Here is a 13,025-nt window from a genome sequence, read left to right as displayed (position 1 = left end):
GGCTACGTCGGCGGTGGCGGTGCCGGTGGCACGCTCATCTTCTCTCTGGCCTCGGGCGGCGGCGGTGCCGGCTCGTCCTTCGCCCCCGACGGCACCGTGACGACGGCCGCCGAGGACGCCGTGCCCTCGGTCGTCATCCGCTACGAGCTTCCGGTCCAGACCAGCACCACCACGAGTTCGTCGACCTCGTCGTCGACCTCGTCGTCGAGCAGCTCGTCGGGCCCGACGACGCGCTCCGGCGCGGGAGACCCCTCCGCTGCGACGCCGACCGACCCCGAGGCCGCGCTCGCCGCAACGGGCTCGCACCCCGCCGGCCTTCTCGGGCTGGGGGCGCTGCTCACGCTCGGAGGCGCGCTGCTCCTGTATGCGAGCACCCGCCGGTCGGGGGCGTGGTGGGGCTCCGCACGTGGAGGTCCTCGACACGACTGAGGGGCCGCCGGCTCGACGGTGCCGGGCGGGACCGGCATACCGAGCCTGGACCCGCCGTACGAGTCCGGACCCGCTAGGCCTGCGTGCGGGACCTCCCGGTCGTCAGACGTCGTGAGGATCGTCGAACGATCAGACCGAGGCGACCTGCGAGACGCCCCAGATGTCGGCGAGCGTGTAACCCTCCTGGAAGGGGTCGGTGGGGTCGAGGTGCAGTGACCCGCGCCCGCTGCGCCAGCCGCGGCCCTCGATCGAGGGGAGGACGGCCGGGATCCCCGCCACGTCGACCTGCCCGTGGAGCATCCCGGTGAAGGTCGTGCCGAGGACGCCCTCGTGGACGAACGGCTCGCCGATCGCCAGCTGGCCCCGCGCGTGGCGGCAGGCCATCCGGGCGGAGGTGCCCGTCCCGCACGGTGAACGGTCGAGGGAGCCGCGCCACGAGTCGGGGTCGTCGCCACGGATCGGACCGGTGGGCAGCACGACGCTGTTGCGGCCGTCGACGCCGGGCCGGGTGCCGGGGCCGTGGAGCATGACGAGCGCGATCTGGTCGATGCTCGGCTCGAGGGGATGGCGGACGGGAACCTGCTCACGGGCCGAGGCGAGGAGTCCCATCGCGGCACGGACGATGGCGCGCTCGTTGCCGATCCCGAGCTCCACGCCGAGCGAGGCCGCCGGCGCCTGGACGTAGAACTGCCCGCCGAATGCGATGTCGGCGGCGACCTCTCCGTAGCCCACGACGGAGACGGGCACATCGAGCCCGACGACGAACGAGGGGACGTTGTGAACCTGTACCGAGGTGACCTTCGATCCGCGGACCCGAGCCCGGGCCTCGACGGGGCCTGCGGCGGTGTCGATCCGCACGACCGTCTCGGGCTCGGTCATCGGGATGACGCCGGCCTCGAGGAGTCCCGTGACGGCACAGATCGTGTTGCTGCCGGACATCGGTCGGAACCCGCCCTGCTCGACGATGACGAGCCCGACGTCGCTCCCGGGCGTCACCGGGGGAAGCGCGAGGACGGCGCACAGCGCGGGGTAGCCCCTCGGCTCGTGGAGGAGCAGCCGGCGCAGCCCCTCGAGGTTCCTCTCGCACCAGGCGAGCCGCTCGGCCATCGTCGCGCCCTCGACGCCGAGATCGTGGGCGAGGACGACCCGGCCCGGCTCGCCCTCGGCGTGGACGTCGATCCACTCGATCGTCGCAGCGATGGGCATCGGCGACCTCCTTGTCTCGATCGGGCCTGTATGCCTGAGCCGACGGTCCTCGTCCCGTGCTTCCGACGGGTCCAGGCTCAATGTAGTCCTGCGTGACAGATTGTCAAACGATCTGGCGAAGCGGCTCCCATTTCGGCCGGTCCATCGGCGACGCGCCGGCTGCTCGTTGCACAATAGGCGCGATGACGATGCCAGGACAGCAGCCCGCCTTGACGCCGATCGCCAACACGACGCGGCGGGAGACGGCTGTCATCGCCATCCGTCGAGCGCTCCTCAGCGGTGAGCTCAAGCCGGGGCAGCGGGTCAAGGAGACCGAGCTCGCCGAGTCGCTCGGGATCAGTCGTCCGACGGCGCGCGAGGCGATGAACCAGCTGATCTCCGAGGGGTCGCTCGTCCAGGAGCCGTACAAGGGCGTCCGGGTCGCCGTGTCGAGCCCGGCGGTCGTCCTCGACGTCGCCGAGGTCCGTATGCCGCTGGAGACGGTCGCTGCGCTGCGGCTCGCCCGGGACGCCTCGGGCGAGGGGATCGCCCGGCTGCGTCGCGCCCTCGACGCCCACCTGGCGGCACTGTCGACGGGTGATGCGCTGTTCTCCAGCCGCACGCACCTGGATCTGCATCGCACGGTGTGGGAGGCCTCCGGCAACGAGATGCTCAAGAAGATGTGGCCGCTCGTCGAGTCGCAGATCATGATGGCACTCAACGTCGACCAAGGGGTGTTCCACGCGCCGGAACGGGATGCCGAGCTCCATCAGCGCCTCGTCGACGTCATCGCCTCGGGCGACGAGGACGCCATCGTCGCCGAGGTGCGCGCTCACATCAGCAACAGCGCCGAGTCGGTCGTCGGGATGATGCGCGAGGACGTGCTCGAGGACGCGTCGCCGGCGCGCTGACGGCCCGGGCGCGGTCGCGCCCGGGAGCGGCGACCGCACTACCCCTCCGTCACCGCAGGGTCACTCCACCGTCGACGAGATAGTCGGATCCGGTCACGTAGGAGGCCCCGTCGGAGGCGAGGAACACCACGAGCGGGGAGATCTCGTCGGCCCTCGCGCGCCGACCGAGTGGCGCACCGGAGGAGGTGCCGCCCGCCGGCTCGTCGGCATTCATCGGAGTGTCGACGCCTCCCGGGCTGATCGACACGACGCGCGTGCCCTGCGGGGCGAGCTCGAGTGCCGCGGCCCGGGTCAGCGCGAGGACCGCTGCCTTGGAGGCCGAGTATGCGCCGTAGCCCTCGGCGCCGCGGTGCGCGGCCGTCGACGCGACGTTGACGATGACGCCGCCACCGCGTCGGGCCAGCGCGGCGGCCGAGCTCCTGATGCCGAGGAGCACCGAGGTGGCGTTGACCCGCTGGATGAGGTCCCATTCCGCGAGGCCGAGCTCGGTGAGCGGGGTGACCCGGATGATGCCGGCGTTGTTGACGAGGACGTCCAGGCCGCCCTCGGTCGCCTCGACGTCGGCGACGACCGCGGCCCAACCCTCCTCGTCGGTCACGTCGAGATGGATGTACCTGGCGGCCAGGCCATGAGCCGTGAGCGTCTCGGCCGTCCGCCGGCCCTCGGCATCGAGGACGTCGGCGAGGACGACGGTGGCACCGGCCCGGGCCAGGGCCTCCGCGTGGGCCGCACCCTGCCCACGGGCACCGCCGGTCACGAGGACGATGCGGTCGGTCAGGTCTGTCATGCGGTCTTCCTCCAGGTCGTGGGGCACGGACTGTCCAGGACTGTGCCATAGACCGACCGGGGAAGGGCGGTCGGGACTAGGTTGCGGTCGATGCCGACCGACCCACGCGCCCTGCGCGCCGACGCGCCCCTCCTCGACGCCTGGCTCCGCTTCCAGGAGGCCCCGTCGACGCCCTTCACGATCCCGGGTCACAAGCAACGCCACGACCTCGTCGGCGATGTCGTGGCGGGAGACGTCCCGCTCTATGCCGGGCTGGACACCATGAAGCTCGCCGGTGGGGTCCTCGCGGAGGCGGAGCGACGGGCGGCGCGCCTCTGGGGCGCCGACACGTGTCGCTTCTCCACCGGAGGCGCGACGCACGCGAACCAGGCGATCGCGCTCGCCGTCGGCAGCGACGGGGACCGGGTCGTCGTGAGCCGGACCCTGCACCGCTCGCTCCTGCTCGGTCTCGTGCTCGCCGGGCTGACCCCGGTGTGGGTCCGCCCGGAGGTCGACCCGGTCACCGGGCTGCCGCTCGGAGTGCCGCCCGAGGAGGTGGCTCGTGCACTCGGCGCCCACCCCGATGCGTCTGCCGTCTTCGTCGGCGACCCGTCCTACGTCGGCACCGTCGGGGACGTCGGCGGGCTCGCGGGCGTGGCACATGCGCACGGCGTGCCGCTCGTCGTCGACGCGGCGTGGGCGGCCCACTTCGGCTTCCACCCCCGGCTTCCCCGCCATCCGCTCCAGCTCGGGGCCGACGCCGTCGTCGTGAGTGCGCACAAGACGCTGCCGGCCTGGAGCCAGGCGGCGCTCGTGCTCGCGCGCTCGGACCGGATCGACGCGGCGCGGCTGGAGGCCGGTGTCGAGGCCACCGCGACGACGAGTCCCGCGGGCGCGATGCTGGCGAGCATCGACGCTGCTCGGGCCCTGCTCGAGCGCGACGGCGAGGGACTCCTGGAGGAGGCCGTCGCGGCGACCGACGCGAGCCGGGACAGGTTGAGAGCGGTCCCCGGCCTTCACGTCCTCGAGGGACCGGGCGTGGACCCCCTCAAGCTGACTCTCGTGCTCCACGGAACCGGTGCCGACGGCATCGCGGTCGAGCGGGACCTGCTCGCCGCCGGGCTGCCGGTGGAGGCAGCCGAGCGCGACGTCCTCGTGGCCGTCGTGTCGCTCGCCGACACCGAGCGGACCCTCATGCGGTTCACCGACTCGGTCATCGCGGCGATCGAGCGCCACCGCGGGGCGCCGCGTCCGATGGTCGGCCCCGCGGCATACGGCGTGGACCCCGTCATCGTCATGCCGCCCCGGGACGCGTTCTTCGCCGGCCAGGACACCGTTCCCGCCGCCCGGGCGGTCGGCCGGGTGAGTGCCGAGCTCATCGCGCCGTACCCGCCCGGCATACCCGTCCTCGCGCCCGGCGAGATGGTCACCGGCGACGCGCTCGCCGCCCTGGGGGAGGCTCGGGCGGCCGGCGTCCGGATCGCCTACGCGGCGGACCCGAGCCTCGCGAGCCTCCGGGTCGTCCGCGAGCCCCGCTGATAGACATCGGGCGTCGGGGCGGCGGACGACAGCTGCGCTGAGGGCGGTTGACGGGCCGGCGACGCGGCCGGGGCGTGGGGGAGCCGAGGGCCGAACCGGCCGTGCTCGGAGACACAAGGCACCGCGACGGCCTCGGGCGGGCGTCGTCGTGAAAGCGAGAATGTCAACCCATATGTGAGTGATGTCACTACGTATGTTTGTCTTAACATACGGACAACATATTGACGGGTATACCGGTTTATCGCCAGGGTCCAGTTCGCCATGTCTGGGATGTGGCGACGGAAATAGTGAGGAGATTCCCGTGTCAGTGATGGTCGTTGTTCCCGATTCGGAAGAGGGCGCGTATGCCCTGGAGGCCGGGGTCGTAGAGGCGGAGGCGCGCTCGACGAGCCTCATCGTCGTCAACCTGACGCTCGGCGAGATCGACCTTGCCGGCGTCCCCGAGGGGCTGGTCGAGAAGGTGGTCTCGCGCAGGGGCAAGGACGACCGGGATCCGGTCGACACGGTCCTCAACGCGCTGAACGCCAACCCGGATGCCGACCGCCTCGTGATCTGCGTCGCCCGTCGCAGCCCGGTGGGGAAGTTCCTCCTGGGAAGCATCAGCCAGCAGCTGGTTCTGCGGGCCGAGGTGCCTGTCCTGTGCGTCAAACGTCCCGTGAGCTGACGGGGCGCCAACCCAGAGAGAGAGGATTCACATGAGTGAAGCGATAGGTGGCAAAGGAGCCACCGAGCTGGCCCTACCCCCGCTGCGACCGGGAAAGCAGCAGCGGCGGCTGGATGTCATCGCGATCGTCGCGACCTTCGGCGGCTTCCTGTTCGGCTACGACACCGGCGTGATCAACGGCGCACTGACGCCCATGCAGAAGGACCTCGGGTTCGGCTCCGTGGGCGAGGGCTTCGTCACCGCGACGCTGCTCGTCGGCGCCGCGATCGGTGCCATCGTCGGTGGCCGGCTCATCGACGGCTGGGGTCGCAAGAAGACCATCCAGCTCAACGCCTTCATCTTCCTCGTCGGAACCTTCGGATGCGTCTTCGCCCCCAACCTCGACGTCCTGCTCGTGGCCCGCTTCATCCTCGGCCTGGCCGTCGGCGCTGCCTCGCAGGCGGTCCCGATCTACCTGTCCGAGATGGCCCCCCAGGAGCGGCGGGGATCCCTCGGCGGCCGCAACGAGCTGGCCATCGTCATCGGCCAGATGCTCGCCTTCATCATCAACGCCATCATCGGGGCGACCTTCCACGGCGACAACGTCTGGCGGTACATGCTCGTCGTCTGCGCGATTCCCGCCTTCGCCCTGTTCTTCGGCATGCTGCGGATGCCGGAGTCGCCGCGGTGGCTGATGTCCAAGGGCCGCGAGGACGACGCCCTCGCCGTCATGATGGAGGTGCGGACCGAGGACCGCGCCCGGGCCGAGATGGCCGAGGTGCGGCGGCTGGCCGAGGAGGAGGCCGAGTCCAAGACCGGCGGCTGGTCCGACCTGGGGACCCCGTGGATCCGGCGGCTGGTCATCGTCGGGGCCTGTCTGGGCATCGCCCAGCAGTTCAGTGGCGTCAACGCGCTCATGTACTACGGCACCCAGCTGTTGAAGGACGCCGGCTTCTCCGACAGCGCGGCCCCGATCGCCAACATCGCCAACGGGGTCACCGCCGTCATCGGCGGCGCGCTGTGTCTGTTCTGGGCCGTCGACAAGTTCTCGCGCAAGGGACTGATCCTCTTCGGGGTCATCGCGACGACGATCTCGCAAGGGCTCATCACCCTGGCGGCATTCACCATCCCGGACGGCAACACGTTCAAGGCCTGGCTCATCCTGTTCCTCTGCGACATGATGCTCTTCTTCATCCAGCTCACCCTGAACGTTCCCGTGTGGGTCTGCCTGTCGGAGATGTTCCCGCTGCGGATCCGAGGATTCGCGACCGGGCTGTGCATCTTCGTCCTGTGGAGCGCCGACTGCATCCTCGTCTTCAGCTTCCCCATCGTCGTCGGGGCGTGGGGGATCAAGATGATGTTCCTCATCCTCTTCGTCATCGGCCTGGCCATCATCTGGTTCGTCCGGAACTTCCTGCCGAACACCAGCGGCCGGTCCCTCGAGGTGCTCGAGGAGCACTTCGCGGCCGGCGACTTCCTCATCAACGACCGTGCCACCCCGGCGGTGGGCCACGGCCACTGACCCCGGTCGTCTGATCGGGGTATGCAGTCGGCGAGCCTGTCGCGGGCCCGGCCGCCTGCCCTGACGGGGCCCGGTGGGCTCTGACCTCCGGTGTCGGCGTGGACCACGCCGACTCCGGACGCGGACCCACCGGGACCCGTGACGGAACGATCGCCGGACGTCGCGCTCGTGTTCGACCGGCTCGACTCCTTCCGGGGAAGCTGGCCAGAGTCCTGGCTCCCACCATCTTCCCCACGAGGCGCGCCGTGGGGTGGCCGCTGGCTCCCCACCTCCTGGTGCGTGCAACCGCCGCGTCCGCGGCCTCCAACCGGACCTCCAGGCCCCTGATCAGCACGTCGAGATCGAACTCCAGCGGGGCCTCGTCTGACACGCCGCCTCCGTGACCACCACCCCGGCGACGACGAAGCGGGGTCCTTGCCACCCAGGAAGAGGACCCCGCCTCACCTACCCGCTCGACAAGATCGACGACATATCAGGTGGCGTTGGGCTCGAGGACGTTGCCGCGATGGATCACATAGCGCGGATGCTGTACCGGATCCGTCAGGACCGTCAGGTCTTCCTCGGGGTCGCCGTCGAGCACGAGCAGGTCGGCGCACGCACCGGTGGCGAGGGTGCCGATCTCGCCTTCCATTCCTACCATCTCAGCTGCCGTCGACGTCGCCGAGCGGATGACGTCGATGATCGGCTGCACCTTTGCACGGATCGTGAACTCTTGGAGTTGATGGACCTGAAGCGGCCCGAGCAGGTCGCTGCCGTAGACGATCTTCACTCCCGCCCTGTGTGCCCGGTCCAACGCGTCAAGGGCGGCCATGCGGACCTCGTCGAGTTTGCGGAGGGAAGTCTCGGACAGGGACGCGGTTCCGGCCTCGTACATTGCCTCGTAGGCGAAGACGTTCGGAACCAGGAAGGCGTCGTTCTCGAGGAGCATGCGGATCGACTCGTCGTCGATCAAGTTGCCATGTTCCACCGAGCGCACACCGGCGCGCAGCGCCTGGTTCACCGAACGCGGATGGTAGGCGTGGACCGCCACGTACCGGTTGTGGTTCTCGGCTTCGATGACTGCGGCCCGGATCTCTTCATAGGTGTACTGCACGGCCGAGATCTCGTCCGTTGGGGAAGCGACGCCGCCGGAGACCACCAGCTTCAGATGATGGGCGCCCTTGCGGAACTCGTCGCGCGCCGCCTGCTGCACTTGGGCGACACCGTCGGCGATCCGCCCGAACTCCGGCTGGAGCTGGCAACACGATGTCGAGTTGTCGTTCAGGTCACGGAAGTCTCCGTGACCGCCGGTCTGCGAGACCGCCTTTCCTCCGAAGAGAAGTCGTGGACCCGGCATCAGGCCCTCGTCGAGGGCTCGTGCCATGCCGTAATCGGCGCCGCCGACATCGCGGATGGTCGTGAATCCCCGGCGCAGCATGTCGCCCGCCGCCAGCAGCGCACGGACCGTCGTGTAACCGGGGCTCCAGTTCTTGTAGACGTTGGGGTCGGCTGCCGTGACGATGATGTGGACGTGGGCGTCGACCAGTCCTGGCAACACGGTGCCGCCTTGGGCGTCGATCACTCGGCAGTCGTCGCCGACCGGCGGCGGCTCACCGACGCCGCTGCCGGCGATCCGATCGCCATCGATGTCGATCCAGGAGTTCTCCTGGCTCTCTCCGGTGGCCGGTTCAAGCAGCCTCGCGTTGATGATGCGAATGCGCATGGTAGGTGTATTCCCTTCCTCTCGACGTCAGTGCGTGGCAGGCATGTGCTCGTTGAGGCTGCGCCCGGAGGTCCGCGGGCCCGGCGCGACGAGCCCTGCGAGGAGGTAGCCGATGGTGCGGGAGACGAACGTGCCTCGCACGCGGGCGGGCAGGAACTCGGAGATGTACGGGGCGATCAGGGAGGTCTCCGCACCGATGCCGATGCCGGCGAGCGCACGCGAGATGAACAACTCGGGGACCGTCGTCGCCGTGGTCATGAGGACACTGCACGCGGCGAAGATCAGGAGCGACGTCCGCGCGACGAGGGCAGCCTCTTGCTCAGCTCTGGAGCTGGGGGTGGAAATGGACATCCGCACCGCATCCTCTGTGATGTGGTGCACGCAACAGTAGAGTGCGTTATATAGTCGGTGCAACACTTGATGGATGACCGTGATCAGTATCCTCACCTTGCAGGTTCCGCCCGACCGCCGCGACGAGGTCGTCGACTACTACAGTTCGGCTCGCATCCTCGAGAGCTCAGGAGCGACATCGGCACGGCTCGCCCTCGCTGTCGAGGACCCAGGGCGCATCATCGTCATCGGCGAGTGGCCCGACGTGTCCGCCTACGACACATGGCTGGCTGCGGCCGAGCGGCTGACCTTCGCCGAAGGCGTCGCGCGCGCGGCCGGTGGCGACGTGACGGCGACGAACGAGGTGTTCACCGTGCGCACCAGCTGAGTTGCATAACATGCTGGCTCTATGAGCCAGCCCTCCAGCGTCAACGTCGACTCACTGCTCGCTGCGCGAGTCGCCCGGGTGAAGCTCGGCGTTCAGGGGGACCGGGTCGTTCAGCTGGTCGCTCAGATGCCGCAGTTCAGCTCTTATGCGTCGGCGCGCGAAGTTGCAGAACGTGCGGGAGTCAACGTCTCCACTGTCGTCCGCACGGCTCAGCAACTGGACTACAGCGGCTGGCCAGATCTTCGGTCCGCGATCCGGGCTGCCTACCTCGACTCGCTGAGGTCCGCAGGGGCTGAGCGCGCCCCTGATGATGACGCCTCTGCCCGGATGCTCCGCAAGGACGGGGAGAACCTGACTGTCGCCTCCGCTCCGGAGAACCTCACGGCGATCAAGTCGGCTGCGAGCGCGATCTCCTCCGCTCGCCGGGTGGTCGTGATCGCCTCAGGAACGGGCGCCGGTCCCGGGCACATCTTCAGCTACCTCGGGTCGATCTACGGCTACGACGTCCGGCTCGCTGCCGGTCCCGCGACTGAGCAAGCCGCGGCGATTGCACATCTGGACGACGACGACTGCGTGGTCGTGCTCAACATCTGGCGACTCACCCGGGCGACGCGTGGGCTCACCCGACTCGCTCGCCAGCGCGGGGCCACCGTCGTCGTCGTCACCGACTTACAGTCCTCGCCGCTGAACTCCGATGCCGACCACATCGTCCTCGCGCCGATCGAGGGCATCTCTGGTACGCCGTCGTTGACGGGAGTCGTCGCGGTGATGCAGTCGATACTGGCCGAGCTCGAGACGTCCCAGACACGCAAGTCGATCGCCGACGTGGAGCAGGCTTGGGAAGGCATGCACCTCATGAACAACTAGCCTCGGGTCCGGGCGCCGCTCCTGCTCAGACGTTTGCCCAGTCACAGCACATGTCTCTGCGCTGTGGACGTGGAGGGACTCGAGAGACCTAGAAGGCCTTCATCCGACACGAATAACCCCACGGCTGACAGGTCGCTGCGACCAGCCAACCCCTTCGTGTCAGATGACTTGCTCACGGACCGGCGTCCGTCCGTGTCGCGGACGCGATCCAGGAATCAAGGCCCTGGTGCACCTTGGTCGCGTTGTGGCGGTTCAGGTTGATCTCGTAGCTCACGCCATCAAGCGCTAAGGAGATCGTCTCCTCCGCGGCGGTGCCGTCAGTGTCGTCGTCCACGAGAGATAGTTCCACACGTTTCGCCATAGGAAGAGCACTCCTTCAGGGGACGCAACCAGCAGGGAGTCTTCAGGTTGCCGTTCTGCGGAGGCACTCGACGGATGCGGCGTCCGTAGTTCATGAGTTGTCGATCAGTCGTCCGCGGACCGAGCCATGGCGATACCTAATTTGAAGCGATTGGTCAGCCAGCGACCCCTGCTTGATCACACCTTCTGGGCGATGGCGACCATGAAGGAGTGTCGGCTGGTCGGCGTCCTACCCTTCCGTCCACCCGTTCGTGTCGCGCTGGCGGAAGGCCGTGTATCCGCTCGAGCGTCCGCCTCGGCGGTGCCACACGAGTCGTGCCGCTGGGGTGTGTCATTGGGCGGGGTCCCGGTAGCCGCCTGCGCCGACCCGGTTGAGCGTGCGAGCCGTCATCCGCAGGGAGGTGTGCTCGATGCCCAGTTCATCCAGGGCGCGCAGCGAGTCGACCTTGGACGTCGGCTCAGTGATCCGCGCCAGGACCGGCTGGGAGAGTGCGGCATCGTCGACGACGCCGAACCCCAGCCGGGTGTGCGCCACAGTCGGGACCTGCCATAACGACGCCGACCGCTCGCCGGTGATCACCCCTGATCGCGTCGTGGCCGGCGCCTCCTGCAAGCCCCAGGTTCAGCGCCCCCTGGCCCGGCCGCAGTCGACGCGCTGCCTCCGCGACCAGCATCGCCGACACAGTCTCCGACCGTGTCGTCCGCAGATGCTGCAGGACGACATCACGACCCGCGCGCCGCTGCGCCAAGTGCACCTTCGTGCTCCCCGGCCACCCCGGGACCTTCCGCACGAACACCACGAGCGGCGACTCAATCTGCCGCCGGGGTGTGTCATCTAAGATCCGGCCGATGCGCTGACCAGCACAAACACAAGCCACATCGCAGAATCAAACTCACGCGGCACGAGTTGGGTCACATGCCCTCGAATCCAGACCATGTCGAGGACTCGCCGCTGATCAGACATGTGCTCAAGTGAAGTGCGTTCCCGCCGACACTGCTAAATGGCCCAGCGCCGGCCAACAAACATCTCATCACCGCGCTGTTTGGGCTTGACAGGGAAAGCGATAAGCGGCAGGCTGCCACCACAGCAGAGGGCAACAGAAGCGGACTCCGCCGTGGAGGGCAGACAGGAGCAGCTTCTTTCATGAGGGCAACAGACTGAGGGAGTCAGCCCATGACACGAATGTTAGTTAACCGCGCCCGTCTTGGGGTCGCGGCTGTTGGCGCCGTCGCACTCATCTCGCTAGCAGCCGTCTCGGCGCAAGCGTCGGGGGTACCACACATGGGTGAGCAACAAGGCCCTGTCTAGTGGTGGCGTGGTTAGTTCAGGGACCATAAGCAAAATGGACGGCGGGAAGGGCACGCTTCAGTATTTCTACGTTCAGCCAGAGGTGTGGATGGAGTCATACTATCCCGCTCCCGGATACACGACAATCGGCTACGCCACCTCAACCGGAACGGTCGTCACTCTGAATCATCCGACGGCCACGAACGCTCATCAAAAGTGCGGATGGAACTGGCCCTACTCCAGCTCGCCCCCAGGCACCCTGAAGATCACCTGCCAGTACCTGGGGTAATTCACTCGGACCAAAGGAGCCAGTCATGAAGCGAAGGTTGATACAAGCTCTCGGAGTCGTGGGCGCAACGACTATCGTGCTGGGGGGTGTGTTTGCGACAGCAGCCAGCGGCGAATCCGCTGTTTCGATGGAGGAGATGCTTCCAACGCTCTACACGGCCCAGAGTGCGACCGATCACGTGCCGGCAGGAACGAATCTCGCGGAGTTGGGGAACATTGATCCGAAGTCCACCCGTTTCCTCGCGTCGAACGGGGTCGGCAGCTTCTGGGTAGCCAGATCTGGATCGTCAGTCTGCATGATCGTTAGGATCATAGGAAGCGGGGACGTAGCTGCCGCTTCATGTACGAGTGCCTCCAAGTTCTACAGCTATGGTCTGTCCCTGGCTGCTGGAGAAGGTCCAGACCATCCCGACAGATCAGCTGAGGCGTACCTGGTTCCGACCGGCATCAGTCCGGCAGTTCTTGCAGCCAAAGCCGGCCTGAAGGCGTCTTCGTCCTCGACGAATCAGTTGCTCGTTGTCGATCGACCGCGTGACAGCGTTCGACCGGGATTGGTTTCCGTGCCCCGGAAGGGTGGAGGGGAGTTCGCCTTCGTTCCTCTGCGTCTAAGGGGGGATGGCACCCCGTGACGCGGCCATCTCGTCACGTTGGACGTCGCGGCGCACTCGTGGTCGGTCTGGCCGTCGGGGTTCTCGCCAGTGTCGCGGTTCCTCTAGCTCGAGCGTCGACCTACACATACTGCAACGGGTTGGTGACCAACGAAGGACAAGTAAGAACGTCGGGACAGCGCAGCACTGTCAGTGGCGG

General features: G+C 68.0%; 14 protein-coding genes. 8 read left to right on the top strand and 6 right to left on the bottom strand.

The window, feature by feature from the left end; all coding sequences use genetic code 11:
* A partial coding sequence (locus tag BN12_RS02545) for a hypothetical protein (protein ID WP_048549890.1) occupies positions 1-429 on the top strand: 429 nt, incomplete at its 5' end.
* 129 nt (positions 430-558) lie between these two features.
* Here the strand turns inward: BN12_RS02545 and BN12_RS02540 are convergent.
* Positions 559-1,635 carry a proline racemase family protein gene (locus tag BN12_RS02540; RefSeq protein ID WP_048549889.1) on the bottom strand — a complete coding sequence of 359 codons (1,077 nt, stop codon included), beginning with the start codon at positions 1,633-1,635 and terminating at the stop codon, positions 559-561.
* Between the two features lie 182 nt (positions 1,636-1,817).
* Between BN12_RS02540 and BN12_RS02535 the strand changes: the two genes are divergently transcribed.
* Positions 1,818-2,525: a GntR family transcriptional regulator gene (locus tag BN12_RS02535; protein ID WP_083454361.1), complete on the top strand. Its 708-nt coding sequence runs from the start codon at positions 1,818-1,820 to the stop codon at positions 2,523-2,525.
* 49 nt (positions 2,526-2,574) lie between these two features.
* Here BN12_RS02535 and BN12_RS02530 read toward each other — a convergent pair whose 3' ends face one another.
* On the bottom strand, positions 2,575-3,312 hold the full coding sequence (locus BN12_RS02530; RefSeq protein WP_048549887.1) for an SDR family NAD(P)-dependent oxidoreductase: 738 nt from the start codon (positions 3,310-3,312) through the stop codon (positions 2,575-2,577).
* A 90-nt stretch (positions 3,313-3,402) separates the two neighbouring features.
* On the opposite strand from BN12_RS02530, the gene BN12_RS02525 reads away from it, so the two are divergent.
* The 3 genes from BN12_RS02525 (at position 3,403) to BN12_RS02515 (ending at position 6,995) form a co-directional block, all read left to right on the top strand.
* Positions 3,403-4,830 carry an aminotransferase class I/II-fold pyridoxal phosphate-dependent enzyme gene (locus BN12_RS02525; RefSeq protein ID WP_048549886.1) on the top strand — a complete coding sequence of 476 codons (1,428 nt, stop codon included), beginning with the start codon at positions 3,403-3,405 and terminating at the stop codon, positions 4,828-4,830.
* A gap of 310 nt (positions 4,831-5,140) precedes the next feature.
* Positions 5,141-5,494, top strand: a complete 354-nt coding sequence (locus BN12_RS02520; RefSeq protein ID WP_235432528.1) for a universal stress protein — start codon at positions 5,141-5,143, stop codon at positions 5,492-5,494.
* A gap of 31 nt (positions 5,495-5,525) precedes the next feature.
* Positions 5,526-6,995, top strand: a complete 1,470-nt coding sequence (locus tag BN12_RS02515) for a sugar porter family MFS transporter (protein WP_048549884.1) — start codon at positions 5,526-5,528, stop codon at positions 6,993-6,995.
* A 472-nt stretch (positions 6,996-7,467) separates the two neighbouring features.
* Here BN12_RS02515 and BN12_RS02510 read toward each other — a convergent pair whose 3' ends face one another.
* On the bottom strand, positions 7,468-8,697 hold the full coding sequence (locus BN12_RS02510) for a metal-dependent hydrolase family protein (RefSeq protein WP_048549883.1): 1,230 nt from the start codon (positions 8,695-8,697) through the stop codon (positions 7,468-7,470).
* Positions 8,698-8,724: 27 nt separating this feature from the next.
* Positions 8,725-9,048, bottom strand: a complete 324-nt coding sequence (locus BN12_RS02505; RefSeq protein ID WP_157635308.1) for an MFS transporter — start codon at positions 9,046-9,048, stop codon at positions 8,725-8,727.
* Between the two features lie 73 nt (positions 9,049-9,121).
* On the opposite strand from BN12_RS02505, the gene BN12_RS02500 reads away from it, so the two are divergent.
* The gene (locus BN12_RS02500; protein WP_048549881.1) at positions 9,122-9,415 is read left to right on the top strand and encodes a putative quinol monooxygenase; all 294 of its coding nucleotides are present in this window, start codon (positions 9,122-9,124) and stop codon (positions 9,413-9,415) included.
* 21 nt (positions 9,416-9,436) lie between these two features.
* On the top strand, positions 9,437-10,282 hold the full coding sequence (locus BN12_RS02495; protein WP_048549880.1) for a MurR/RpiR family transcriptional regulator: 846 nt from the start codon (positions 9,437-9,439) through the stop codon (positions 10,280-10,282).
* Positions 10,283-10,454: 172 nt separating this feature from the next.
* On the opposite strand, the gene BN12_RS02490 is transcribed toward BN12_RS02495, so the two are convergent.
* Together BN12_RS02490 and BN12_RS02485 are read right to left on the bottom strand one after the other, a co-directional pair.
* The gene (locus BN12_RS02490; protein ID WP_235432274.1) at positions 10,455-10,631 is read right to left on the bottom strand and encodes an Lsr2 dimerization domain-containing protein; all 177 of its coding nucleotides are present in this window, start codon (positions 10,629-10,631) and stop codon (positions 10,455-10,457) included.
* 342 nt (positions 10,632-10,973) lie between these two features.
* Positions 10,974-11,177: a hypothetical protein gene (locus tag BN12_RS02485; protein ID WP_162233025.1), complete on the bottom strand. Its 204-nt coding sequence runs from the start codon at positions 11,175-11,177 to the stop codon at positions 10,974-10,976.
* A 1,067-nt stretch (positions 11,178-12,244) separates the two neighbouring features.
* Between BN12_RS02485 and BN12_RS24250 the strand changes: the two genes are divergently transcribed.
* Positions 12,245-12,847 (top strand): hypothetical protein, encoded by a 603-nt coding sequence (locus tag BN12_RS24250; RefSeq protein ID WP_157635307.1) that lies wholly within the window; start codon positions 12,245-12,247, stop codon positions 12,845-12,847.
* The last annotated feature ends 178 nt before the right edge of the window (positions 12,848-13,025 follow it).

The sequence above is a fragment of the Nostocoides japonicum T1-X7 genome, assembly GCF_001046855.1.
Classification (GTDB): Bacteria; Actinomycetota; Actinomycetes; order Actinomycetales; family Dermatophilaceae; genus Nostocoides; species Nostocoides japonicum.
Note: the sequence above shows the minus strand (reverse complement) of the source record. Positions and strands in the feature narration are given on the sequence as shown.

What these genes read in the sequence shown, in the direction of transcription:
- BN12_RS02500 (WP_048549881.1), top strand. Translation starts at nt 9,122, where the DNA reads ATGACCGTGATCAGTATCCTCACCTTGCAGGTTCCGCCCGACCGCCGC.
- BN12_RS02530 (WP_048549887.1), bottom strand. Translation starts at nt 3,312, where the DNA reads ATGACAGACCTGACCGACCGCATCGTCCTCGTGACCGGCGGTGCCCGT.
- BN12_RS02540 (WP_048549889.1), bottom strand. Translation starts at nt 1,635, where the DNA reads ATGCCCATCGCTGCGACGATCGAGTGGATCGACGTCCACGCCGAGGGC.
- BN12_RS02510 (WP_048549883.1), bottom strand. Translation starts at nt 8,697, where the DNA reads ATGCGCATTCGCATCATCAACGCGAGGCTGCTTGAACCGGCCACCGGA.
- BN12_RS02525 (WP_048549886.1), top strand. Translation starts at nt 3,403, where the DNA reads ATGCCGACCGACCCACGCGCCCTGCGCGCCGACGCGCCCCTCCTCGAC.
- BN12_RS24250 (WP_157635307.1), top strand. Translation starts at nt 12,245, where the DNA reads ATGAAGCGAAGGTTGATACAAGCTCTCGGAGTCGTGGGCGCAACGACT.
- BN12_RS02535 (WP_083454361.1), top strand. Translation starts at nt 1,818, where the DNA reads ATGACGATGCCAGGACAGCAGCCCGCCTTGACGCCGATCGCCAACACG.
- BN12_RS02520 (WP_235432528.1), top strand. Translation starts at nt 5,141, where the DNA reads ATGGTCGTTGTTCCCGATTCGGAAGAGGGCGCGTATGCCCTGGAGGCC.
- BN12_RS02495 (WP_048549880.1), top strand. Translation starts at nt 9,437, where the DNA reads ATGAGCCAGCCCTCCAGCGTCAACGTCGACTCACTGCTCGCTGCGCGA.
- BN12_RS02505 (WP_157635308.1), bottom strand. Translation starts at nt 9,048, where the DNA reads ATGTCCATTTCCACCCCCAGCTCCAGAGCTGAGCAAGAGGCTGCCCTC.
- BN12_RS02515 (WP_048549884.1), top strand. Translation starts at nt 5,526, where the DNA reads ATGAGTGAAGCGATAGGTGGCAAAGGAGCCACCGAGCTGGCCCTACCC.